The 21,185-nt window shown below is 73.4% G+C and carries 20 protein-coding genes; 7 read left to right on the top strand and 13 right to left on the bottom strand.

Going from position 1 to position 21,185, the window contains the following annotated elements; translation table 11 throughout:
• Positions 1-53: 53 nt before the first annotated feature.
• The 4 genes from CXR44_RS08180 to CXR44_RS08195 all read right to left on the bottom strand — a co-directional run bounded on the left by CXR44_RS08180 (position 54) and on the right by CXR44_RS08195 (position 3,248).
• Entirely contained in the window at positions 54-1,250 is a 1,197-nt protein-coding gene (locus CXR44_RS08180) for a cytochrome P450 (RefSeq protein WP_245898960.1), read from the bottom strand.
• Positions 1,247-1,846 (bottom strand): isochorismatase family protein, encoded by a 600-nt coding sequence (locus tag CXR44_RS08185; protein WP_101784314.1) that lies wholly within the window; start codon positions 1,844-1,846, stop codon positions 1,247-1,249. Before CXR44_RS08185 ends, CXR44_RS08180 begins: the two co-directional genes overlap by 4 nt.
• Positions 1,847-1,962: 116 nt before the next feature.
• Positions 1,963-2,715, bottom strand: coding sequence for an SDR family oxidoreductase (locus CXR44_RS08190; RefSeq protein WP_101784315.1), 753 nt, complete (start codon positions 2,713-2,715; stop codon positions 1,963-1,965).
• 14 nt (positions 2,716-2,729) lie between these two features.
• Entirely contained in the window at positions 2,730-3,248 is a 519-nt protein-coding gene (locus tag CXR44_RS08195; protein ID WP_180903250.1) for a carboxymuconolactone decarboxylase family protein, read from the bottom strand.
• 178 nt (positions 3,249-3,426) lie between these two features.
• Between CXR44_RS08195 and CXR44_RS08200 the strand changes: the two genes are divergently transcribed.
• On the top strand, positions 3,427-4,392 hold the full coding sequence (locus CXR44_RS08200) for an RNA polymerase sigma-70 factor (RefSeq protein WP_101784316.1): 966 nt from the start codon (positions 3,427-3,429) through the stop codon (positions 4,390-4,392).
• A 68-nt stretch (positions 4,393-4,460) separates the two neighbouring features.
• On the opposite strand, the gene CXR44_RS08205 is transcribed toward CXR44_RS08200, so the two are convergent.
• From CXR44_RS08205 to CXR44_RS08225, 5 genes are all read right to left on the bottom strand, one after another.
• Positions 4,461-5,369 carry a sugar phosphate isomerase/epimerase family protein gene (locus CXR44_RS08205; protein ID WP_101784317.1) on the bottom strand — a complete coding sequence of 303 codons (909 nt, stop codon included), beginning with the start codon at positions 5,367-5,369 and terminating at the stop codon, positions 4,461-4,463.
• On the bottom strand, positions 5,366-6,529 hold the full coding sequence (locus CXR44_RS08210) for a dihydrodipicolinate synthase family protein (protein WP_101784318.1): 1,164 nt from the start codon (positions 6,527-6,529) through the stop codon (positions 5,366-5,368). The genes CXR44_RS08205 and CXR44_RS08210 overlap by 4 nt, the downstream gene beginning before the upstream one ends.
• Positions 6,526-7,671: a Gfo/Idh/MocA family protein gene (locus CXR44_RS08215; protein WP_101785292.1), complete on the bottom strand. Its 1,146-nt coding sequence runs from the start codon at positions 7,669-7,671 to the stop codon at positions 6,526-6,528. The genes CXR44_RS08210 and CXR44_RS08215 overlap by 4 nt, the downstream gene beginning before the upstream one ends.
• A 104-nt stretch (positions 7,672-7,775) precedes the next feature.
• Positions 7,776-8,990, bottom strand: coding sequence for a ribonuclease D (locus CXR44_RS08220; RefSeq protein WP_101784319.1), 1,215 nt, complete (start codon positions 8,988-8,990; stop codon positions 7,776-7,778).
• Positions 8,991-9,035: 45 nt separating this feature from the next.
• On the bottom strand, positions 9,036-9,632 hold the full coding sequence (locus tag CXR44_RS08225; protein WP_101784320.1) for a DUF3000 domain-containing protein: 597 nt from the start codon (positions 9,630-9,632) through the stop codon (positions 9,036-9,038).
• 637 nt (positions 9,633-10,269) lie between these two features.
• On the opposite strand from CXR44_RS08225, the gene hemE reads away from it, so the two are divergent.
• Positions 10,270-11,292 (top strand): uroporphyrinogen decarboxylase, encoded by a 1,023-nt coding sequence (gene hemE / locus CXR44_RS08235; protein ID WP_245898962.1) that lies wholly within the window; start codon positions 10,270-10,272, stop codon positions 11,290-11,292.
• On the opposite strand, the gene CXR44_RS08240 is transcribed toward hemE, so the two are convergent.
• Complete coding sequence (locus CXR44_RS08240) at positions 11,280-12,269, bottom strand: DUF4349 domain-containing protein (RefSeq protein WP_101784323.1); 990 nt, start codon at positions 12,267-12,269, stop codon at positions 11,280-11,282. The two genes, hemE and CXR44_RS08240, sit on opposite strands and share 13 nt — an antisense overlap.
• 124 nt (positions 12,270-12,393) lie before the next feature.
• Between CXR44_RS08240 and hemG the strand changes: the two genes are divergently transcribed.
• The 3 genes from hemG (at position 12,394) to CXR44_RS08255 (ending at position 15,844) form a co-directional block, all read left to right on the top strand.
• Complete coding sequence (gene hemG / locus CXR44_RS08245) at positions 12,394-13,800, top strand: protoporphyrinogen oxidase (protein WP_245898964.1); 1,407 nt, start codon at positions 12,394-12,396, stop codon at positions 13,798-13,800.
• Positions 13,801-13,813: 13 nt separating this feature from the next.
• Positions 13,814-14,515: a hydrogen peroxide-dependent heme synthase gene (gene hemQ / locus CXR44_RS08250; protein WP_101784325.1), complete on the top strand. Its 702-nt coding sequence runs from the start codon at positions 13,814-13,816 to the stop codon at positions 14,513-14,515.
• 1,083 nt (positions 14,516-15,598) lie between these two features.
• On the top strand, positions 15,599-15,844 hold the full coding sequence (locus tag CXR44_RS08255; protein WP_101784326.1) for a hypothetical protein: 246 nt from the start codon (positions 15,599-15,601) through the stop codon (positions 15,842-15,844).
• A 168-nt stretch (positions 15,845-16,012) separates the two neighbouring features.
• On the opposite strand, the gene msrB is transcribed toward CXR44_RS08255, so the two are convergent.
• Positions 16,013-16,414 (bottom strand): peptide-methionine (R)-S-oxide reductase MsrB, encoded by a 402-nt coding sequence (gene msrB / locus CXR44_RS08260; protein ID WP_101784327.1) that lies wholly within the window; start codon positions 16,412-16,414, stop codon positions 16,013-16,015.
• A gap of 312 nt (positions 16,415-16,726) precedes the next feature.
• Between msrB and ligD the strand changes: the two genes are divergently transcribed.
• Positions 16,727-17,731: a non-homologous end-joining DNA ligase gene (gene ligD / locus CXR44_RS08265; protein ID WP_101784328.1), complete on the top strand. Its 1,005-nt coding sequence runs from the start codon at positions 16,727-16,729 to the stop codon at positions 17,729-17,731.
• 266 nt (positions 17,732-17,997) lie between these two features.
• Here ligD and CXR44_RS08270 read toward each other — a convergent pair whose 3' ends face one another.
• Positions 17,998-18,912 carry a tetratricopeptide repeat protein gene (locus CXR44_RS08270; RefSeq protein ID WP_101784329.1) on the bottom strand — a complete coding sequence of 305 codons (915 nt, stop codon included), beginning with the start codon at positions 18,910-18,912 and terminating at the stop codon, positions 17,998-18,000.
• An 18-nt stretch (positions 18,913-18,930) separates the two neighbouring features.
• Complete coding sequence (locus tag CXR44_RS08275; RefSeq protein ID WP_219601712.1) at positions 18,931-20,370, bottom strand: aldehyde dehydrogenase family protein; 1,440 nt, start codon at positions 20,368-20,370, stop codon at positions 18,931-18,933.
• 58 nt (positions 20,371-20,428) lie between these two features.
• Here CXR44_RS08275 and pgeF point away from each other — a divergent pair, with 58 nt between their 5' ends.
• Positions 20,429-21,136, top strand: coding sequence for a peptidoglycan editing factor PgeF (gene pgeF / locus CXR44_RS08280; RefSeq protein WP_101784331.1), 708 nt, complete (start codon positions 20,429-20,431; stop codon positions 21,134-21,136).
• Positions 21,137-21,185 lie beyond the last annotated feature (49 nt).

Here is a 21,185-nt window from a genome sequence, read left to right on the forward strand (position 1 = left end):
ATCACTCCTCGATGGTCGGGTGCCGTGAGCTTCCGGCTCCCGGGGCTGCCGGCTCACCACGTCACCCGCAACGTGCGCACGCCGTACACGAGGCTGAAGACGCGGAAGTCCACCGGCTCGGCCGGATCGGCCAGGGCGAGGCCGGGGAAGCGCCGCAGCAGTGCCGGGAAGGCGATGCGCATCTCCATCCGCGCCAGCGGCGCCCCGAGGCAGTGGTGCACACCATGGCCGAAGGCGACGTGACCGGCGGCTCCCCGGGTGATGTCGAGCGTCTCGGGATCGTCGACGAAGGCGGGGTCGCGGTTGGCGGCCGGAAACGAGCAGAACACGAGCGAGCCCGCCGGGATGGCATGCCCGCCGACCTCCACATCCGTCGTGGTCGTGCGCGGCGGCAGCACCTGCACGACGGACAGCCAGCGCAGCAGTTCCTCGACGGCGGGCTCGACCAGCGCCGGATCGTCGCGGATCATCGCCGCCTGCTCCGGGTGCCGGAGCAGGGCCAGGGTGCCGAGGCCGAGCATGTTCGAGGTCGTCTCGTGCCCGGCCAGCAGCAGCAGTCCCGCGATGCCGATCAGCTCGTCGGTGCTGAGATCGTGGCCGTGCTCGCGCACCAGCATGCCGAGCATGTCCTCGCCCGGCTCCGCCTGCGCGCGGGCCACCAGCCCGGCCATGTAGGCGCGATCCTCCCGTTGCGCCGCGACGCGCTGCTCCAACGGCAAGGACGTGTCCAGCAGGCGCACGGAACGCTCGTGGAACTCGGCGCGGTCGGCCTGCGGGACGCCCAGCAGCTCGCAGATCACCAGCGACGGCACCGGCAGCGCGAAGTGCTCCACCAGATCGGCCGGCTTGCCGGCCCGCTCCAGATCGTCCAGAGCCGTCCGGACGATCTCGGTGATGCGCGGCTCGAGCCTGCGCATCCGCCGTACCGTGAACTCGGGGGTGAGCATCCGGCGCAACCGCGTGTGCTCGGGCGGGTCGAACCCGATCAGCTGCCCGGCCTGCATCGTGGCCAGCTCGTCGGCGTCCAGCTGCTCTGCTCCAGGGAACGGTGTCAGGGCGCTGCTGAACCGGGCCGGGTCCGCCAGCACCTGGCGGACGTCCTCGTAGCGGCAGACCACGTACGCGGGCACGCCGAACGGCGTCTTCACCTGCACCACGCCCTCGCTGTCGCGAGCCCGGGCCAGTTCCTCGACCGGGCTGAGCCCGTTCCGTCGCATGTGCAGCGGCAGTTCCGGCGCTTCGGTCATCATCTGTCCTCTCGAGGGGATGGTGTCTTTGCCAGCAAACCGATGATCTCGGCGGTGGAGCCGCTCTCGCCGAGGAGCGGGAAGATCCGTTCCACGCTGTGGCGATGCGCCTCCGCGTCCCGATCCGCCATGGCGTCCGTCACGAGCGTGACGTTGTAGCCGTGGTCGTAGGCGGCGCGGGCGGTGGACTCCACGCCGATGCTGGTGGCGATCCCGGCCAGCACCAGCTGTGTGACGCCGCGGCGGCGCAGCCGCAGGTCGAGGTCGGTGCCGTGGAAGGCGCTCCAGGTGCGCTTGGTCACGGTGATGTCATCGGGATGGCCGGCCAGGTCGTCGACGACGAGGTCCCAGCCCGCGGGGAGGGGGCCGGGCGGGCGCGTGATCTCGGTGCGCCCTGGCGCGGCGTCTGATCCGTCCGCGCCGGCCGTGAGCCGGACCAGGACCACCGGAGCACCGTGGTGGCGGAAGGCGTCAGCCAGTTCGACCGCACGGGCCACCACCTCGGCGCCGGTGCGGGGGGTGGTGGGGAGGCCGACGACGAGGTTCTGCAGATCGATGAGCACGAGTGCGGTCGCTGTGTCGATCGTGGTGACGGGCATGGGTGAGCCCCTTTCTGAGGATGCGGTGACGAATCCGGGCGCGGCCCTTGTTCTCGAAGCTCCGTGATGCTCGGGAAGCTCCGGGAACAAGGGCAGGGCCGTGCCGTACGACCGGCTCAGGGCTGGGTGTCGAGCCACTCCTGGAAGGTGGGTCCGGCGAGCCTGGCGTGCGGGCCGGGCAGGAAGGCGCCGTCGGCGGCGAGCTCGGCGTCCGGTATGCCGGACCCGTCGACGCCGACGACCTTGACGCCTCGGCGGGCGCCCAGGAGCGCGGCCGCCTCCGCCAGGGTCTCCCTGCGGGGGCCGGCGATCTCGGGGATCGGCGTTCCGGGAGCGTCGGCGCCGAGAGCCAGGTCGACCAGTTCCTCGGCCACGGCGCGGCAGGCCACGAGCTGGCTGGGCAGGGCCGGGACGTAGGCGACGTCGCCGGGCTGCCAGTCCAGGAGCTGGCCGACGAACTCGTGGAACTGCGCGGCCCGCAGGATGCGGACGGGGAGCGGGCCGGACAGGAGGACGTCCTCGTGCACCTTCTTGGCGGCGAGGAACCCGGCGGTGGCCCGGTCGGCGCCGATGATGGACGCCACGGCGATCCGGGCGACCCCGGCCTGCTGCCCGTACTCGTGCAGATTGCGGGCCGACGTGCGGAAGAACTCCGTCGCCGCGTCCTGCTCGGAGGAGTGCCACGAGGCGACGTCGATGATGACATCCACTCCGGTGAGGGCGTCGGCGAGGCCCTCACCGGTGATGACGTCCACGCCGGTGGCTCGGGACATCGGTACGGCCGGGTGCCCCCGCTCGGCCAGGACGTCGACGACGTGGCGTCCCAGCCGCCCGGTCGCTCCCGCCACCGCGAACTTGGTGGTGCTCATGCTGTACGCCTTTCTCAGTGGCTGTAGTTCTGGCCGGGGGGCATGCCGGGGATCGGCTTGGCGATGAGGGCGGCGGGGGTGAAGAAGCCGATGTGGGCGATCGCCATGATGAGGTGCCAGAGCGCCTTGTCGTCGTAGTGCTCCGACGCCCTGGCGTACAGCTCGTCGGGGACGCGTTCACCGGACGGGTTCGGGGTCAGGACGGCCTCCACGAGCTCCAGCGCGACCCGTTCGGGCTCGGTGAAGTAGGTGGCGTCCCGCCAGGTGGCCACGGCGGTGATGCGCTCCTCCGATTCCCCGGCCTGGCGGAGGTTCCTGGTCTCCCGGATGGTGAAGTACGTGCTGCCGAGGAGCTGCCCCGCGCGAAGCTGCAGCAGGTGGATGGTGACCTGCGGAATCAAGCCGCTGCTCATGACCTTGTGCAGGCCCTCGGCGACCACCGCCATCTCGGGGACGAAGGAGAGGGGGTTGGGCATGCGCGACCGCGGGTTCTCCTGCTCGGTCGCCGTGTCGGTCGTCGCGGGTGTGGACATGGTGGGGGTCTCCTTCTCAACTGGTGATGCGTTCTGACGACCACGAGACGTCGGCGCCCCGATCCCCGTAACAGCGCGGCCATGTGACATAGACCACGTGGCGTGGGTGTTACGGAGCGGCGGGGACCGGCGTCATGTGCGTGTGGCAGCGTTGAGACCGAGTAGGCGGGAAGCAGGCATGAACGAAGGCAGCGAACCAGCGACGGACCGGGCCGGGTCGCCCGATCGGGTCGGTCGCGTCGACTCGGTGGACTCGGTGGACTCGGTGGAGTCCGCCACCCAGGCGTTCGTCGGCTACCGCAACCTGCTGTTCACCGTCGCCTACGAGATGCTCGGATCGGCCGCCGACGCCGAGGACGTCCTGCAGGAGACCTGGCTGCGTTGGGTGGACGTCGATCACGCCACCGTGCGGGAGCAGCGTGCCTACCTGGTGCGGATCGTCACCCGGCAGGCGCTGGACCGGCTGCGCGCGCTCGGCCGGCGTAAGGAGTCCTACGTCGGGCCGTGGCTGCCCGAGCCGTTGCTGACCACGCCGGACGTGGCCGAGGACGTGGAGCTCGCCGAGAGCGTCTCGATGGCGATGCTGCTGGTGCTGGAGACGCTCCAGCCGGTCGAGCGGGCGGTGTTCGTGCTGCGCGAGGTGTTCTCGCTGGACTACGACGAGATCGCCGACGCCGTCGACAAGAGCCCGGCCGCGGTACGCCAGCTCGCCTACCGGGCGCGGGCGCACGTGGCCGCCCGCCGGCCCCGTGGCATCACGTCCCCGGCCGAGACCCGAGCCGTGCTCGAGGCCTTCCAGCGAGCGGTGGAGACCGGCGAGTTGCAGAGCCTGCTCGACGTCCTCGCACCGGACGTCGTCTACCTGAGCGACGGCGGCGGAGTCAGGCATGCCCTGCTGCGGCCCGTTGTGGGGGTCGACAAGGTGGCCCGTCTGCTGGCCACCGGTTGGTGGAAGCGTGGCGGGAAAAGGTCGGTCGAGCTGGTTCAGATCAACGGTGGTCCTGGGCTGCTCGTACGAGTCGACGGGGAGATCGACGGAGTGGTGGCGGTGCGCGTGGAGAACGGCTACGTCACCGGCGCCTACTACGTGCGCAATCCCGAGAAGCTGTCGTGGGTGGAGCGGGAGACCGCCGTGACCCGCTGAGCCGGGCGAGACCGGCGGCGCGTCCCTCGATCGGCTTCTCGCCGCCGGACCTTCCGCGGCGGTCCCGGTCAGGCCGGGAGGACCACGCCGGCGTAGCGGGCCTTCATCGTGGCGAGGACCTCGTCCGGGTCGGCCGCCCACACGTCGGCGTTGAAGATCTCCACCTCCACGTCCCCGGTGTAGCCGGCCTCCTGGACCGCCCGGGTGATCGGCCGGAAGTCGATCACCCCGTCGCCCATCATGCCGCGCCCCAGCAGCACGTCGGCCGGGAGCGGGTGCAGGTAGTCGCACACCTGGTAGGAGGCGATCCGGTCGCCCGCCCGGGCGATCTGCTCGAACAGCTGGGGGTCCCACCACACATGGAAGGTGTCGACCACCACGCCCACCTGTTGCGGAGGGAACGGCAGGCTCAGGTCGAGCGCCTGGCCGAGGGTCGAGATGACGGCCCGGTCGGGGCAGTACATCGGGTGCAACGGCTCCAGCGCCAGCCTCACACCCCGCTCCCCGGCGTACGGGGCGAGCTCGGCCAGCCCCTCGGCGACCCGTTCGCGGGCGCCGGCGAGGTCCCGCGAGAACGGGGACGGCCCGGCCGGGCCCTCGCCCGGCGCCTGACCGGAGCGCTCGCCGAGCGGCTCGCCGGGGCGCACGCCCGGCAGCCCGCCCACCACCATGACCAGGCAGGCCGCGCCCAGCTCGGCCGCCTCGTCCACGGCGCGGCGGTTGTCGTCGAGCGCCTCGGCGAACGCCCGGCGGCCCTCCTCGCCGGGCAGCCCGCCCGCGGTGAGGAAGCCGCCCCGGCACAGTGACGACACCCGCAGCCCGGCGGCGCGCACCAGCTTGACGGTCCCGGCCAGCCCCTGCTCGGCGACGTCCTGCCGCCACAGGCCGATGGCCTCCAACCCGTGCCGGACGCAGCCGTCGACGGCCTCGGCCACCGACCAGCGCCGGGTGGTCCACTGGTTGAGTGACAGGCTCACAGGCCGTTCACCGCCAGCAGGGCCCGCATCCGGTGGACGGCCAGCTCGGGGTCGGCCAGCAGCCCCGCCTGGTCGGCCAGGCGGAACACCTCGGCCAGGTGCGTCAGCGAGCGGGCCGACTGGGCGCCGTTGACCATCGAGAACGCGTCCTGGTGGCCGTTCAGCCAGGCCAGGAAGACGATGCCGGTCTTGTAGTGGTAGGTCGGCGTCTCGAAGATCTTGCGCGACAGCGGGACGGTCGGCGCGAGGATCTCGTCGTAGTGGGCGAGCAGCCGGTCGCGCCCGGCGGCGTCGCAGGCGGCCTCGGCCGCGTCGAGCACCTGCAGGGCCGCCGCGGCGGCCGGAGCGATCGCGTCGAAGATGCCGAGCAGCGCGTGGGAGCCGGTCCTGATCAGCGACGGGTAGTTGAAGTCGTCGCCGGTGTAGAGCCGCACCCCCTCGGGCAGCGCCGCGCGCAGCCCGATCTCGTGCTGCTCGTCCAGCAGCGACACCTTCACGCCGTCGACCATGGAGGCGTGGGCGTGGATCAGCTCCAGGAACGACTCGGTCGCGGCCGCCACGTCGGACGAACCCCAGTAACCGGCGAGCTGCGGGTCGAACATCTCGCCCAGCCAGTGCAGCACCACGGGCCGCTCGGCCAGCCCGAGCAGCTTGCCGTACACCTGGTGGTAGTCCTTCGGGCCGGTCGCGACCCGCGCGAGCTGGCGCGACGCCATGACGATCACGCCGGCGCCGGCCGCCTGCACGGTCTCGATCTGCTCGGCGTACGCGGCGGTGACGGCGTCGAGGTCGGCGGCGCCGGGCGCGTGGTCGGTGCCGGCGCCGCAGGCGACGAGCGTGGCCGGGTCGCCGTAGTCGCGCGCCTCGGCGGCGCTGCGCCGGATGAGCTCCTTCGTCGCCGCCCAGTCGAGGCCCATGTTGCGCTGGGCGGTGTCCATGGCGTCGGCGACGCGCAGCCCGTACGACCACAGGTGGCGGCGGAAGCGCAGCGTGGCGTCCCAGTCGACGGCGGCGGGGGAGCCGGGCGTGTTGTCGCCGAGCGGGTCGGCCACCACGTGCGCCGCCGCGTACACGATCCGGCTCGCGGCCGGGCCGTCGGGCACCGGCCAGCTCACCCGTTCGCGCAGCGTGTACGTCCCGCCGGGCAGGTCGATCCTCACAGCTGCGGCACCTCGATCCTGCGGCCCTCGGCGGACGAGCGCATGCCCAGCTCGGCGAGCTGCACGCCCCGGGCGCCCGCGGCGAAGTCGTAGGGGAACGGCGCGTCCTCCAGCACGTGCCGGACGAACAGCTCCCACTGGATCTTGAAGCCGTTGTCGAACTCGGCGTTGTCGGGCACCTCCTGCCAGCCGTCGCGGAAGCGGGCGGTGACGGGCAGGTCGGGGTTCCAGACCGGCTTGGGGGTGGTGGCGCGGTGCTGGACCCGGCAGTTGCGCAGGCCGGCGACGGCGCTGCCCTCGGTGCCGTCCACCTGGAACTCCACCAGCTCGTCGCGGTTGACGCGCACCGTCCAGGACGAGTTGATCTGCGCGATCACGCCGCCCTCCAGCTCGAACACCCCGTACGCGGCGTCGTCGGCCGTGGCGGGGTAGGCGCGGCCCTGCTCGTCCACCCGCTCGGGGACGTGCGTGACGGCCTGGGCGTAGACCGAGCGCACCCGGCCGAAGAGGTTCTCCATGACGTAGTGCCAGTGCGGGAACATGTCGAGCACGATGCCGCCGCCGTCCTCGGCGCGGTAGTTCCAGGACGGGCGCTGCGCCTGCTGCCAGTCGCCCTCGAACACCCAGTAACCGAACTCGCCGCGCACCGACAGGATCCGGCCGAAGAAGCCGCCGTCGATCAGCCGCTTGAGCTTGAGCAGCCCCGGCAGGAACAGCTTGTCCTGCACCACGCCGTTCTTGACGCCCTTGGCCGTGGCGGCCTCGGCCAGCGCGACGGCCTCCTCGACCGACTCGGCCGTCGGCTTCTCGGTGTAGACGTGCTTGCCCGCCTCGATGGCCTTCAGCACGGCCTTGACCCGCGCCGAGGTGACCTGGGCGTCGAAGTAGACGAGGTTGTCGTCGTCGGCGAGGGCCGCTTCGAGGTCGGTGGTGTGGTCGGCGATGCCGTGCCGGGCGGCGAGGTCGGCGAGCTTGGCGGCGTTGCGGCCGACCAGGACCGGCCGCAGCGTGACCCGGCTGCCGTCCGAGAGCGTGACGCCGCCCTGCTCGTTGATGGCCAGGACCGACCGGACCAGGTGCTGGCGATAACCCATCCTGCCGGTGACGCCGTTCATCACGACGCCGATGGACCGCACGCTCATGAGGTTCCCTTCCATGGAAAGCGCTTTCCCGAACCGTAAGGCCGCCCGTACGAGGACGTCAAGTGCCCGCCCTGCCCGGAGCCGGGCAGGGCGTGGAGCGGGTCTCAGCCTGCCAGCCGGGACAGGGCCGTGGCGAGGGGGTGCGCGGTGAGGGAGACCTGCCACGCGCGGGCGCCCAGGCCGCGCAGGCGTTCGGTCACGGACTCGTCCGTGATCTCCTCGGGCGGCTCCCAGGTGAGCCGGCGCACGACGTCGGGCTGCAGGAGGTTCTCCGCCGGCATGTGGTGCTCCTCGGCGAGCGCCGCCACCACCGCGCGGGCCGCCGCCAGCCGCTTGGCCGCGACCGGGTCGCGGTCGGGCCACCGGTTGGCCGGCGGCGGGCCGTCGCCCGGCGTGCTCGGCTGCGGCAACTGCCCGTCGGGCAGGGCCCGGGCCCGGCTGACGGCGCTCAGCCACTCGCTCATGTGCCGGCGCGCGCTGCGCCCCGTGAACGCGGAGATCTCGGTGAGCGCCTTACGGGTGCGCGGCACGTCGAGGGCGGCCGCCACGATCGCCGAGTCGGGCAGCACCCGGCCCGGCGCCAGGTCGTGCTCGCGGGCGATGCGGTCGCGCATCGTCCACAGCTCGCGGACGATGGCCAGCGCCCGCACGTTGCGCACCTTGTGGATGCCGGACGTGCGCCGCCACGGGTCGGAGCGGGGCGCGGCCGGCGGCATGCGCAGCGCGGCGGCGAACTCCTCGCGCGCCCACTCCAGCTTGCCGCTGACGGTCAGCTCCTCGTGCAGGGCGTCGCGCAGCTCGACCAGCACCTCGACGTCGAGGGCCGCGTAGCGCAGCCAGTCCTCGGGCAGCGGCCGGGTGGACCAGTCGGCGGCCGAATGGCCCTTCTCCAGCCGCAGCCCCAGCACCGTCTCGACCATCGTGCCGAGGCCCACCCGCTCGTAGCCGAGCAGCCGGCCGGCCAGCTCGGTGTCGAAGAGCGCCCGCGGCCTGAAGCCCACCTCGAACAGGCAGGGCAGGTCCTGCGAGGCGGCGTGCAGCACGATCTCCGTCCCGGCCAGCGCCGCGTCGAGCCCCGACAGGTCGGGGCAGGCGATCGGGTCGATCAGTGCCGTGCCGGCGCCCTCGCGGCGCAGCTGCACCAGGTAGGCGCGGTTGCCGTAGCGGTAGCCGGAGGCGCGCTCGGCGTCGACCGCCACCGGTCCGTCGCCGCGGGAGAACGCCTCGACCACCCGGGCCAGGGCGGCCTCGTCGGCGATGACGGGAGGGATGCCCTCGCGCGGCTCCAGCAGCGGGACGATGGTGCGTTCTTCTGTCATGAGTCCACCGCTCTCATGACGTGGATGTGGTGTTGACTGGTGCCCTCACTTCGTTCGGTCACTCTCCGGATCATCGCGTCTACGGGGCAGGGCGGCCACGTCGGGCGGGAGCGGCGGCAGCCCCGCCGCCACGCACATGAGGTCGCACCAGGCGGCGACGTGGCCGGAGAGGTCCTCCTGGGTCGGGGACCAGGACGCCCGCAGCTCGAGCTCGGTGGTGACCGGATCGTCGGCCTTGTTGCCGAACCCCTCGGACACAGCTCTTGTCACGGTACCGCCGGCGGCGGAGTAGTCGGCGTGGTGGGCGTCGAGGGCGTCGGTGAGCCAGCTCCACGCGACCGGGCCGAGCAGCGGGTCGGAGGTGATCTCCGGCTCCATGTCGGCCCGGACGTAGGCCACCAGCCGGAACGGGCCCTCCCAGCCGCGCTGGCCGTCGGGGTCGTAGAGCAGGATCAGCCGCCCGACGGCCAGCTCGTCGTCGTCGCGGTAGACGGACGCGCCGATGGCGGCGGAGTGCGGGGCCAGCCGCTGCGGGGCGGGCAGGTCCTCGAGCTCGATCTCCGGTCTGACCTCGGCCGGCCGGAGGCTCGCGACCGCGCGCCTGAACGCCGCGGGGGCCGGTGGCAGGTCACCGTGGGTCATAGCCGAAGAGTAGGTCGCGAGGGAACGGAAGGGGACCACGGGGGTGCTCATCGTACGTGCTCAAGCCGCTGCCGCTGCCAGCCGCGGGATCTGCGGCGCGGACCTGGGCGCGGTGCGCGCGGGCGGCGGGACCGGCGGCAGGACCAGCAGGGCGTGGCCGCACGCGACGCAGGCCCACTCCGGGCACTCCCCGGGCGCGTGCCCGTCGGGACACGGTGGCTGTTCGAACGCCCGCTCACCCGCGCAGGACGCGCAGGTCTCCATGCGGCGCTCTGGGGAACTCCACAACGCGGTCATCGCACTGAGGCCTTTCGTCGGATCGTCGCTCCGACGGTGGCATGCTCGGGCGACAATTCCGCGCAACGCGCTCGGCGTGTCCCGAAAGTGGTTGCTGAATCGGTGCCGCGCGGGTTCTTGGCCAAGAAATGAGCCACTCAGGACCGGATGTATGGGCCCCCATGGGAGGTGTTCGACCCGAGTGTGCGGTCCGTGGCCGGTCGGCGGGTAAACATCCATTCGGCTATCTGATCATGATTTGGTCCCACTTATGGAGGTTTTTTCGGATGGGCGGGTCAGGACGGGGGAGCGCCGCCCACCGGATGCCCGGACCGCCGCCGGACCGTGGCACCCTTGGAAGGTGAATCTCGCCGAGTCAACGTTCCTGCGCGCCTGCCGCCGGCAGCCCGTCCCGCATCCGCCCGTGTGGTTCATGCGGCAGGCCGGGCGCTCCCTGCCCGAATACCTCAAGGTGCGCGAGGGCGTGCCCATGCTGACGGCGTGCGAGACGCCCGACCTGGCCGTCGAGATCACCCTGCAGCCCGTCCGCCGCTACGGCGTCGACGCGGCCATCTTCTTCAGCGACATCGTGGTGCCGCTCAAGGCCATCGGCGTCGACCTCGACATCAAGCCGGGCGTCGGCCCGGTCGTCGCCCAGCCCGTCCGCGACGCCGCCGGCCTCGACGCGCTGCGCCCCATCGAGCCCGACGACGTCTCCTACGTCACCGAGGCGATCCGGGCGCTCGTCGGCGAGCTCGGCGGCACGCCCCTGATCGGCTTCGCCGGCGCGCCGTTCACCCTCGGCTCCTACCTCATCGAGGGCGGCCCCTCCCGCCACCACGACCGCACCAAGGCCATGATGTACGGCGAGCCGCGGCTCTGGCACGACCTCATGGACCGCCTGGCCGGCATCGTCCTGGAGCACCTGCGCATCCAGGTGCGGGCCGGCGCCTCGGCGATCCAGCTCTTCGACTCCTGGGTCGGCGCGGTCGCCCCCGACGACTACCGCGAGTTCGTGCTGCCGCACACGCGCCGCATCTTCGACGGCCTGGCCGACCTCGGCGTCCCGCGCATCCACTTCGGCGTGGGCACCGGCGAGTTGCTCGGCCTGCTCGGCGAGGCCGGGGCCGACGTGGTCGGCGTCGACTGGCGGGTGCCGCTCGACGAGGCCGCGCGCCGCGTCGGGCCGGGCAAGGCGCTGCAGGGCAACCTCGACCCGGCCATCCTCATGGCCCCGTGGGAGGTCGTCGAGCGCAAGGCCCGCGAGGTGCTGCGCCGCGGCGAGGCCGCCGAGGGCCACGTGTTCAACCTCGGCCACGGCGTCCTGCCCGGCACCGACCCCGACCAGCTCAAGCGCCTGACCGACCTCGTTCACGAAGCCTGAGGCGCGGGCGTCGAGGGCGGCTCGGGCGCGGGAGGGGGCGCGGGAGGTGTCCTGCGCCTGCGCGAGCGCCGTACGGCGACGACGGGGAGGGCGACGAGCGGCACGACGACTACCAGCCACGGCAGCACCACGCCGAGCACGGTCAGCACCACCTTCCCGAACATCACCAGCGCCGCCCACCCCGACGCCAGCCCGCCGAGGAACCCGACCGGCTCCTTCGAGGGCTCCTCCACGACGGCGAACGGTCCGGCCAGCCGCAACGTCAGCGTGGCCATGCCCACCTGGCCCGCCAGCTCCTTCTGCTGGGCCTGCAGCGACTCCAGGTCGGACTCCCGGGCGGAGATCTCCCGCTCCACCTGCAGCACCTCGCCGATCGTGTCGGCCTTCCGCATCAGCGCGCGCAGCGATTCGAGCGACTGCCGGGCCGACGTGAGCCGGCTCTCCACGTCGGCCACCCGCAGGGTGACGTCCTCGGTGCCCTGGGTCAGCGAGATCCGCTCCCCGAGGTCCCTGCCGAGGCCGGCCAGCACCTCGGAGTAGCGGGCGGGCGGGATCTTGAACTCCAGCGTGGCCGAGCCGCCGCCGCCCCGGCCGCCGGAGTGGGACTCCTCCTTCGCCAGGTACCCGCCGGCCGCGGTGACGAGCTGCTTGGCCCGCTCCGCCGCCGCCGCGACCTCCTTGACCCGCACGCTCAGGTTCGCCACGTAGATGACCTGGCGCTCCTGGCTCCGGGCGACCTCGACACCGGACGTGACGCTCCGGCCCTGCGGCTCCTTCCGCAGGACGGGCTCCCGCGAGGGGGCGGCCGTCCCGTACCGGCCCTGCGGCACGGCGCCGGGACCCGCCTCCTCCTGGACCGAGCCGGCCGAGGCGGGCGCCGCGCTGTCGCGGCTCGCCGTCACGCCGCCGCCACAACCGGCCAGGAGCAGGCCCGCGCACGCGGCCGACAACGCCACGCCGTACTGGAATCTCCTCATGTCCGTAAGACGGACCCCGCTCCTGGCCGGTTTGGAGATCCCCGTCACGGTACGGTCACACGGCCGCCGCGCCCGCGCGCCCCGGACGGGAGGGCGGGGCGCCGAGGCGGTAGCGTCTGGAAGCGTGGAAGGCAATCAGGCGCACGTGGTCGTCGTCGGGGGCGGCATCTCCGGTCTGGCCGCGGCGTGGCACCTGCGCCACGCCGCCCACGAGGGGCAGGGACCGCCCCCCAGGGTGACGGTCCTCGAGGCCGGTCCGCGCATCGGCGGCAAGCTGCACGCCTCCGAGATCGGCGGGATCATGGTCGACGCCGGGGCGGAGTCCATGCTGGCCAAGCGGCCCGAGGGCGTCGACCTGGCCAGAGCGGCCGGGCTCGGTGACGAGCTCGTCGAGCCGGGCACCACGCGGGCCGCCGTTCTCAGCCGCGGCACGCTCCGGCCGATGCCGAAAGGGCAGGTCATGGGCGTGCCCGCCGACCTGGCCGAGCTCGCCCGGTCCGGCATATTGTCACCCGGCGGGCTGCTGCGGGTGCCGATGGACCAGATCCTGCCCGCCACCCTCGTGCGCACCGACGTGTCCGTCGCCGCCTACATCCGGGCCCGGATGGGCGGCGAGGTCCTCGACCGGCTCGTCGAGCCGCTGCTCGGCGGCGTCTACGCGGGCCGCGCCGACCGGCTGTCGCTGGAGGCCACGATGCCGCGGGTGGCGGCCGCCGCCCGCTCCGAGCGGTCGCTGCTCAGCGCGACCAGGCAGATCCTCCAGGACTCCGCCGGCGGCACGGGTCCGGTCTTCACCTCGCTCCGCTACGGCATGGGCAGCCTGCCCGAGGCCGTGGCCAAGGCGTCGGAGGCCGACGTGCGCACCGGCGTCACCGTCCGCGAGCTGCACCGGACCGAGAGCGGATGGCGGCTCGTGGCCGGCCCGGTGCCGCACCCCGAGACCATCGAGGCCGACGCCGTCATCATCGCCGTGCCCGGACCGGCCGCCGCCCGGATGCTCCGGGCCGAGGTGCCGGCCGCCTCGTCCGAGCTGGCCAGGATCGACTACGCCAGCATGGCCATCGTCACGCTCGCCTACGCCCCCACCGCCTTCCCCGAGCCGCCACCCGGCAGCGGCTACCTGGTGCCGCCCGTGGAGGGCCGGCCGGTCAAGGCGGCCACCTTCAGCTCGGTCAAGTGGCCCCACCTCGGCGGCGACACCGTCGTGGTGCGCCTGTCGATCGGCCGCATCGGCGAGGAGCACCTGCTCCAGCGAGACGACGCCGAGCTGGTCTCGCTCGCCACCGCCGAGCTGGCCGGCGTGCTGGGCGTGCGCGGGCTGCCGATCGACACCCGCGTCACCCGGTGGGGCGGCTCGCTGCCGCAGTACAACGTCGGCCACCTTGACCGGGTCGCCCGGGTGCGCGCCGCCGTCGCCCCGCACCCGGGGCTGGCCGTGTGCGGCGCCGCCTACGACGGGCTCGGCATCCCCGCCTGCGTCGCCACCGGCCGCACGGCCGCGGCCCGGATTCTGGACCACCTGTCGCGTTGAGGAGAATGTGAGCATGACTGAAGGCGCCGCGCGGCCCAAGGCCCGCGATCTCAACCAGGTGATCCGTTACACGATGTGGTCCGTCTTCAAGGCGGCCGAGCCGCTGCCCGCGGAGCGCGACCGGGTGGGCGAGGAGGTCACCGAGCTGCTGGAGCAGGCGGCCCTGAAGGACGTGGTGACGCGCGGCCTGTACGACGTGGCCGGGTTCCGCGCCGACGCCGACTACATGTTCTGGTGGCACGCGCCCACGCCCGAGGACCTCCAGGACGTCTACTCCCGCTTCCGCCGCACCACGCTCGGCCGCCACAGCGCGCCCGTGTGGTCGGCGATGGCGCTGCACCGCCCGGCCGAGTTCAACAAGTCGCACATCCCGGCGTTCCTCGCCGAGGAGGAGCCCCGGGCGTACGTGAGCGTCTACCCGTTCGTCCGCTCGCTGGAGTGGTACCTCCTGGACGACGCGGAGCGGCGGGCGATGCTGGCCGAGCACGGCCAGATGGCGCGCGGCTACCCCGACGTGCGGGCCAACACCGTGGCGTGCTTCGCGCTCAACGACTACGAGTGGATGCTGGCGTTCGAGGCCGACGAGCTGCACCGGATCGTCGACCTGATGCGCGAGCTGCGCGCCGCCCAGGCGCGCCGGCACACCCGGCTGGAGATCCCCTTCTACACCGGCGCCCGCAAGCCGGTCCAGGAGCTGCTCGCCGCGCTGCCCTAGCGCCTTCGCGGATACGCCTGCACGGATCCGCTCCGGGGGTCACAATCGGCTGAGGACGGCAGATCGTCACGGTCCGGGGGGCGTCGCATGGCCGGTGGTTCGGCGAAACGCAGGCATCCGTACGAGCGGCCGGACCCGTTCACGGCGAACCCGTCGCCATCCGGGCGCGCCGGTGACGAAGGCGACGACGACGCCGGCGATCGTCACGGCCCGGGTCCCGGCACAAGCTTCCGTGCGAGTCCCGGTGCGAGCCACGGTGCGGGGCGCGGGGCAGGTCCCGGTGAGGGCCATGGTGAAGGCCCCGGTGAAGGCCCCGGTGAAGGCCCCGGTGAGGGCAGCGGCGCGGGGCGCGGTGCCGAGCGGGGGGCGGGGCGGACCGGACGGCATGGCACTGCGGGCGCGCGCGTCCGGCGCGGGGCCCGCGGCACGTACACCAGGCCCGGCCCGCGGGGCGCGTACGGGAGGCGGGGGCTGCGCGGCACGTACGGCGGGCGGGGACTGCGGGGCAGGCGCCCGGACGGGGGGAGACGCCGGGACGGCGGCGGCGGTGGGACGGCCGGTGGACGCAGGCGCGCCAGGCCCGGCAGGTCCTGGGTCGGATGGCTGTCGGCGGGCACGCTGACGCTGGCCGGTGGGATCGCGCTGCTGTTCGGCACCGGAGTCCCGCTGACGGGCGCCCCGTCCGGAACGGTCGCGGCCACGGACGGCGGGCAGCGCCCCCGGCCGGACGGCCCTGCCGCGGCGGCACGCGACCACGGCACCGGAGGCCCCCGTCCAGCGAGCTCCGGACAGGAGGCCGCGTCAGCAGGCCGCCCGGACGGCGGCACGGACGGCGGCCCGGACAGTGGTGCGGATGGCAGCGCGGGCAGTGCCCCGGATGGCAGCGCGGACAGCGGCCCGGACAGCGGCACGGACGGCGGCCCGGACGGCGGCACGGACGGCGGCCCGGACGGTGGTGCGGGCGGTGGGCCGGAGGGTCTCGCCGACGGGGGTGCCGGCACGGCGACGTCGAAGGACACCGACCACCAGGCGGTCGAGTACTTCCGCGCCCGATGGGGTTCCGGCGACGCCGCCGCCAGGCACGTGAAGGACATCCGCACGGTCGGCGGATATCTGCGCATCTACACCGACCTGCCCGAGTCGGCCGACGACTCGGCCGCCGCCCTCACCCTGTGCGAGCGCGGCCTGGCCTACCTCGGCGAGCGGGGCACGAAGGAGCCGGTGGTGTTCGTGCAGGCCAGGCCGGGCGAGAACGGCAGGCCGGTGCTGGCGAACATCCTCGGCCCCGGCGACACGACCTGCCGGGTGACGCATCCGGACCCCGGCTAGGGCCGTGGTCACCGCACGCGCACCCGGCTCCTGAAGCACCGCTCGCACCGCTGGGTGACGACCCGGCCGATGCTCTCGACCGTCACCCACCGGTGCCGGAGATGGACCCGTCTCACCCGGCGGTCCCTACCCCGGGCGGTCGTCCGCCACGCGCGGCGCCCGCCGGGCTCACGCCCGGGGTTCGAGGCGCAGGGAGATCGAGTTGATGCAGTAGCGGTCGTCGGTCGGCGTCGCGTAGCCCTCGCCGTGGAAGACGTGGCCCAGGTGGGAGTCGCAGCGGGCGCAGCGCACCTCGGTCCGCACCATGCCGAGGCTGCGGTCCTCGACCAGCGTGACCGCCTCGGACTTCGACGGCTCGAAGAAGCTCGGCCAGCCGCAGTGCGACTCGAACTTGGCGTCCGACCTGAACAGCTCCGCTCCGCACGCGCGGCACGAGTAGACGCCCTCGGTCCTGGTGTCGACGTACTCCCCGGTGAACGGCCGCTCGGTGCCCGCCTGCCGGAGGACGTGGAACTCCTCGGGCGACAGCTGCACCTGCCATTCGGCTTCGCTCTTGACCACCTTGTCCATACGTTCAGCGTACGAGATGTGGCAAAAAGAGATCTCCGCCGGGAGAGCATCCTTTCTGCGGCGAATTCGCGTCTTTGTAGGCAAGGGGGTGTCATCACCTCCTGCTCAGGGTGGGATCGCTCGCCGGATCGCCCGAGCGGCACAGCCCACGCCCGTGCTGGAGCCGCAGGGGATCACCGGCCGGCCGGGTGGCGCGCCAGCGCCCGGACCGGTCCGGGGCGGGTGGTCTGCGGTCCGTCCCGTCGAGCCCTCGGTCCCGCCACCGAGGCGGGCTCCGGGACGGACCCACCCACTCGGGGGTAGGTTCGGGTCATGCCATCGCCGTTCATCGAGCTCAAGGTGGGGGAGCGGACCGTCAAGGTCACCAACCCCGACAAGGTCTACTTCCCGGAGCTCGGCGCCACCAAGCGCGAGCTCGTCGAGTACTACGTGAGCGTCGGCGAGGGCGCGCTCCGGGCGATGCGCGACCGCCCCACCAACCTCAAGCGCCATCCCGACGGCATCCACACCGAGGCCATCTACCAGAAGCGGATGCCCGCCAAGCACCCCGACTGGCTGGAGACGGTGACCGTCACCTTCCCCAGCGGGCGCACGGCCGACTCGCTGCGGGTGACCGAGGTGGCCGCCATCGCCTACTGCGCCAACCTCGGCACCATCGACTTCCACCCGTGGCAGGTGCGCGCCGGCGACGTGGAGCACCCCGACGAGCTGCGGATCGACCTCGACCCGCAGCCGGGCGTCGCGTTCGCCGCCGTCCGCGAGGCCGCGTTCCTGACCCGCGAGGTGCTCGGCGAGCTGGGCATGACGGGGTTCGTGAAGACGTCCGGCAACCGCGGTCTGCACATCGCCGTCCGCATCGAGCCGCGCTGGGACTTCGTGCAGGTGCGGCACGCCGGCATCGCCCTGGCCCGCGCCGTCGAGGACCGCGCCCCCCACCTGGTGACGACCGCCTGGTGGAAGGAGGAGCGGGGCGAGCGGGTGTTCGTGGACTTCAACCAGAACGCCCGCGACCGCACCGTGGTCAGCGCGTACTCGGTGCGCGCCCGGCCGGCGGCGACCGTCTCGGCCCCGCTGACCTGGGACGAGCTGACGGACGCCGAGCCGGCCGACTTCGACATCCGGACCGTCCCGGCCCGCTTCGCCAGGCTGGGCGACGTGCACGCGGCCATCGACGACCGGTCCCACTCGATCGAGCCGCTGCTCGAAAGGTACGCCGCCGACGACCGCGGCGACCTGCCGTACCCGCCGAACTACCCGAAGATGCCGGGGGAGCCGAGGCGCGTGCAGCCGAGCAAGGCGCGGCCGGCCGAGGGCTGACATCGCCGCCGGTCCCGCGTCCGGGCGGCGGGGCGCCGGGCCCGCACGGTCGGCCCCCTCCGGCCGCCGTGACGCCCGGGCTCACCGGCCGTGCGGACGCGTGGTGCGCCGACCGCGCACGTGCCCGGAACGTAACTCCACGGGGTGGCTCCGGCCGTTTCGCCGGGGTGAGAGACCTTCTACCGAGAGGGAGAATCCTCTGCCGATAGGAGAGGATTCCTCCTCCGTGGGCCGCGGGTGGCCTGCGGGCGCCTCAGGCCGCCGGGTCAGGCGTCGCCGAATTCCAGCTCCAGCGCGCGGGTGAAGTCGGAGATCGCCTCCTCGTGCCGTTCGAGTTCCTGCAGGATCTCGCCGCGCACCCGGAACGCCCAGATGTAGCCGGGGTCGAGCTGGATGGCCCGGTCGAGGTCGCGCAGCGCGGCCTCGTTGTCGCCCAGCTCGCTCAGCACCGCGCCGCGGCTGCCGAGCGCCCGGTCGTGGTCGGGGTCCAGCTCGATCGCCTTGTTCAGGTCGGCGAGGGCCTCCTCGTAGCGGTCGATCATCCGGTACGCCTCGCCGCGCCGGCTCCAGCCGCGCACGTAGGCGGGATCGAGGTCCAGCGCCTTGGTGTAGTCGTCGATGGCCTCCGCGTACAGGTGCATGCGCTGGTAGAGGTCGCCGCGGGCCAGCCAGGAGTAGGCGATCTCCCCGTTCACCGCGATGATCTTGGCGTGCTCGTCCAGCGCCTCGTCCATGCGGCCGAGGTCGGCCAGGGCGTCCGCCCTGGCCTCCAGGACCCACAGCGACTCCGGCGACAGGGTGAGCGCGTGCTCGAAGTCGTCCAGGGCCTCCCGGTAACGGCCGAGCGAGGCGTAGGCCTGTCCGCGCGAGCCGAGCGCGTACGCGCTGTCGGGCTCCAGCCGCAGCGCCTCGTCGAAGTCGGACAGCGCCGCCTCGTAGCGCGCGATCAGGCGGTGGCTCTCACCGCGCATCCGCCAGGCGCGCGCGTTGTCCGGCTCCAGCGCGATCGCCTCGGTCAGGTCGGCGACGGCCGCGTCGTGACGGGACAGCGCGATGTACGACTCGGCCCGGCTGCGCAGCACGGAGGCCCGCGACCGGGCGGCCTCCTCGGGCAGCTCGGGCAGGGGGGTGGGCGGGCCGGCGGGCTCGGCCCCGCGCCCGGCGATGATCTCCTCGCTCATGCCGGGAATGTATCCGAACTAGATCTGGATGATGGCCGCCTTCTCGCGGGTGTACTCCAGCACCGCGTCGTGCCCGTACCCGCTGTCCTTCACGCCGCCGAACGGCAGGCCGGGCGGCATCTGGCGGAAGGTGTTGACCCACACCGTGCCGGCCTGCAGGTCGCGGACGAACCGGTGGGCGCGGCCCAGCTCGCGTGTCCAGACCCCGGCGGCCAGCCCGTACGGCGAGTCGTTGGCGATGCGCAGCGCCTCCTCGTCGTCGTCGAACGGGATCGCCACCGCCACCGGCCCGAAGATCTCCTCCTGGCAGACGCGCAGCCGGTTGTCGGTCGTGGCGTACAGGGTGGGGGCGACCCAGTAGCCGCCCGGCAGCCGCGGCACCACCTCGGCTCCGCGCCGGCCGCCGAAGACGAGCCGAGCCCCCTCCTTCTCGGCCAGGTCGAGGTAGGAGGTGACCCGCTCGTACTGGCCCTGGGAGACGATCGGGCCCATCGTGGTGCCCGGGTCGAGCGGGTCGTCGAGCACCAGTCCGGCGGCCGCCCGCTCGATGCGTTCGAGCATCTCGTCCCAGATCGACCGGTGCAGGAGGATCCGCGAGCCGGCCACGCACACCTGGCCGGCATTGCCCGTGTAGACGGAGTTCACGGTGACGCCCTGGGTGGCGGCGTCGAGGTCGGCGTCGGGGAAGACGATGTTCGGCGACTTGCCGCCCAGCTCGAACGTCATCGGCTTGAGCGCGTCGGCCGAGGCCCGGGTGATGACCCGGGCGGTGTCGGTGGACCCGGTCAGGCTGATGCGGTGCACGCCGCGGTGCCGCACCAGGGCGTCGCCGACCTCCTCGCCGAGGCCGCTGACGATGTTCAGCACGCCGGGCGGAAGCACCTCCGCCAGCAGCTCGCCGAGCCGCAGCACCGACACGCTCGCCTGCTCCGCGGGCTTGACGATCACCGTGTTGCCCGCGGCCAGCGCGTAGGCGGCCTTGGCGGAGAACGTGGAGACGGGGGAGTTCCACGGGATGACGCACAGGGCCACGCCGTAGGGCTCGCGGCGGGTCAGGCCGAGCGCGTCGGGGCCGAGGATGACGGTGTCGCCCTTGACCGCGTCCAGGCACTGGGCGGCGGCGAGCTGCCACAGGTGGGCCATGCCGGGCAGGTCCCGGTGCAGGGTGTCGCGCAGGATCCGGCCGTTGTCGCGGGTCTCCAGCCGGGCCAGTTCCTCGGCGTGCTCGGTGAAGACGGCGGCGACCCGGCGCAGCAGGTGCGCCCGGCCCAGCGCGGGCATGGCCGACCAGCGCGGGAACGCCCGCCCGGCGGCCGCCACGGCCGCGTCCGCGTCGCGCGGGCCGCTCGCGGGCACCCGGGCCCACGGCTCGCCGGTGGCGGGGTTGACCGAGTCGAGGGTCCTGCCGTCGGCCGCGGGGACGAGCCGGCCGTCGATGAGGTTGCGATAGTCAGCCACGCCACCAAGCATATGCTTGCTTGATTGGCGGGGGCCAGAGGAGCTCTAGGATCGAGGCATGCTGCTGGCTCCCGGCGTGCACGTCGCCGTCACCGACCGCCACGGGGGCGTGAGCGCCCCGCCGTACGGCTCGCGCAACCTCGGCGGGCTGGTCGGCGACGCCCCCGCCGCCGTCCGGGCCAACCGCGACGGCCTCGTGGCCGAGCTGGGCGTACGGGCCGTGGTGTTCATGCGGCAGGTGCACGGCGCGGACGTCGCGTACGTGGGCGAGCCGTTCGGCGACGACCCCCCGCCGCTCGACGGGGTCTTCACCGGCGAGCCGCGGCTGGCCCTCGCCTCGCTGGGCGCCGACTGCCCGGCGGTGCTCGTGGCCGACCCCGAGGCGCGCCTGGTGGGCGCCGCCCACTCCGGACGGCCCGGCACCGAGGCGGGCGTGGCGGCGGAGCTGGTCTCGGCCATGGCGGCCAAGGGCGCGCGGCCGGAGCGGATGGCGGCGTTCGTCGGGCCCGGCGCGTGCGGGCGCTGCTACGAGGTGCCCGCCGACCTGCGCGAACGGGTGGCGGCACGGGTGCCCGAGACCTGGTCCGCCACCTCCTGGGGCACCCCCGCCCTCGACCTGCGGGCCGGGATCGAGGCACAGCTGCGCCGGGCGGGCGTCGTGGAGGTGCGGTACGACGCCCGGTGCACCATCGAGTCGGCGGAGCTGTACTCCCACCGGCGCGAACGCGCCTGCGGGCGGTTCGCCGGGCTCATCTGGCTGGACTGAGCCCCCGCAGGCCCCGACCCGCCCCGCCGGACGCCCGCCCCGCGAGATG

The organism is Nonomuraea indica (assembly GCF_002850745.1).
GTDB lineage: Bacteria > Actinomycetota > Actinomycetes > Streptosporangiales > Streptosporangiaceae > Nonomuraea > Nonomuraea indica.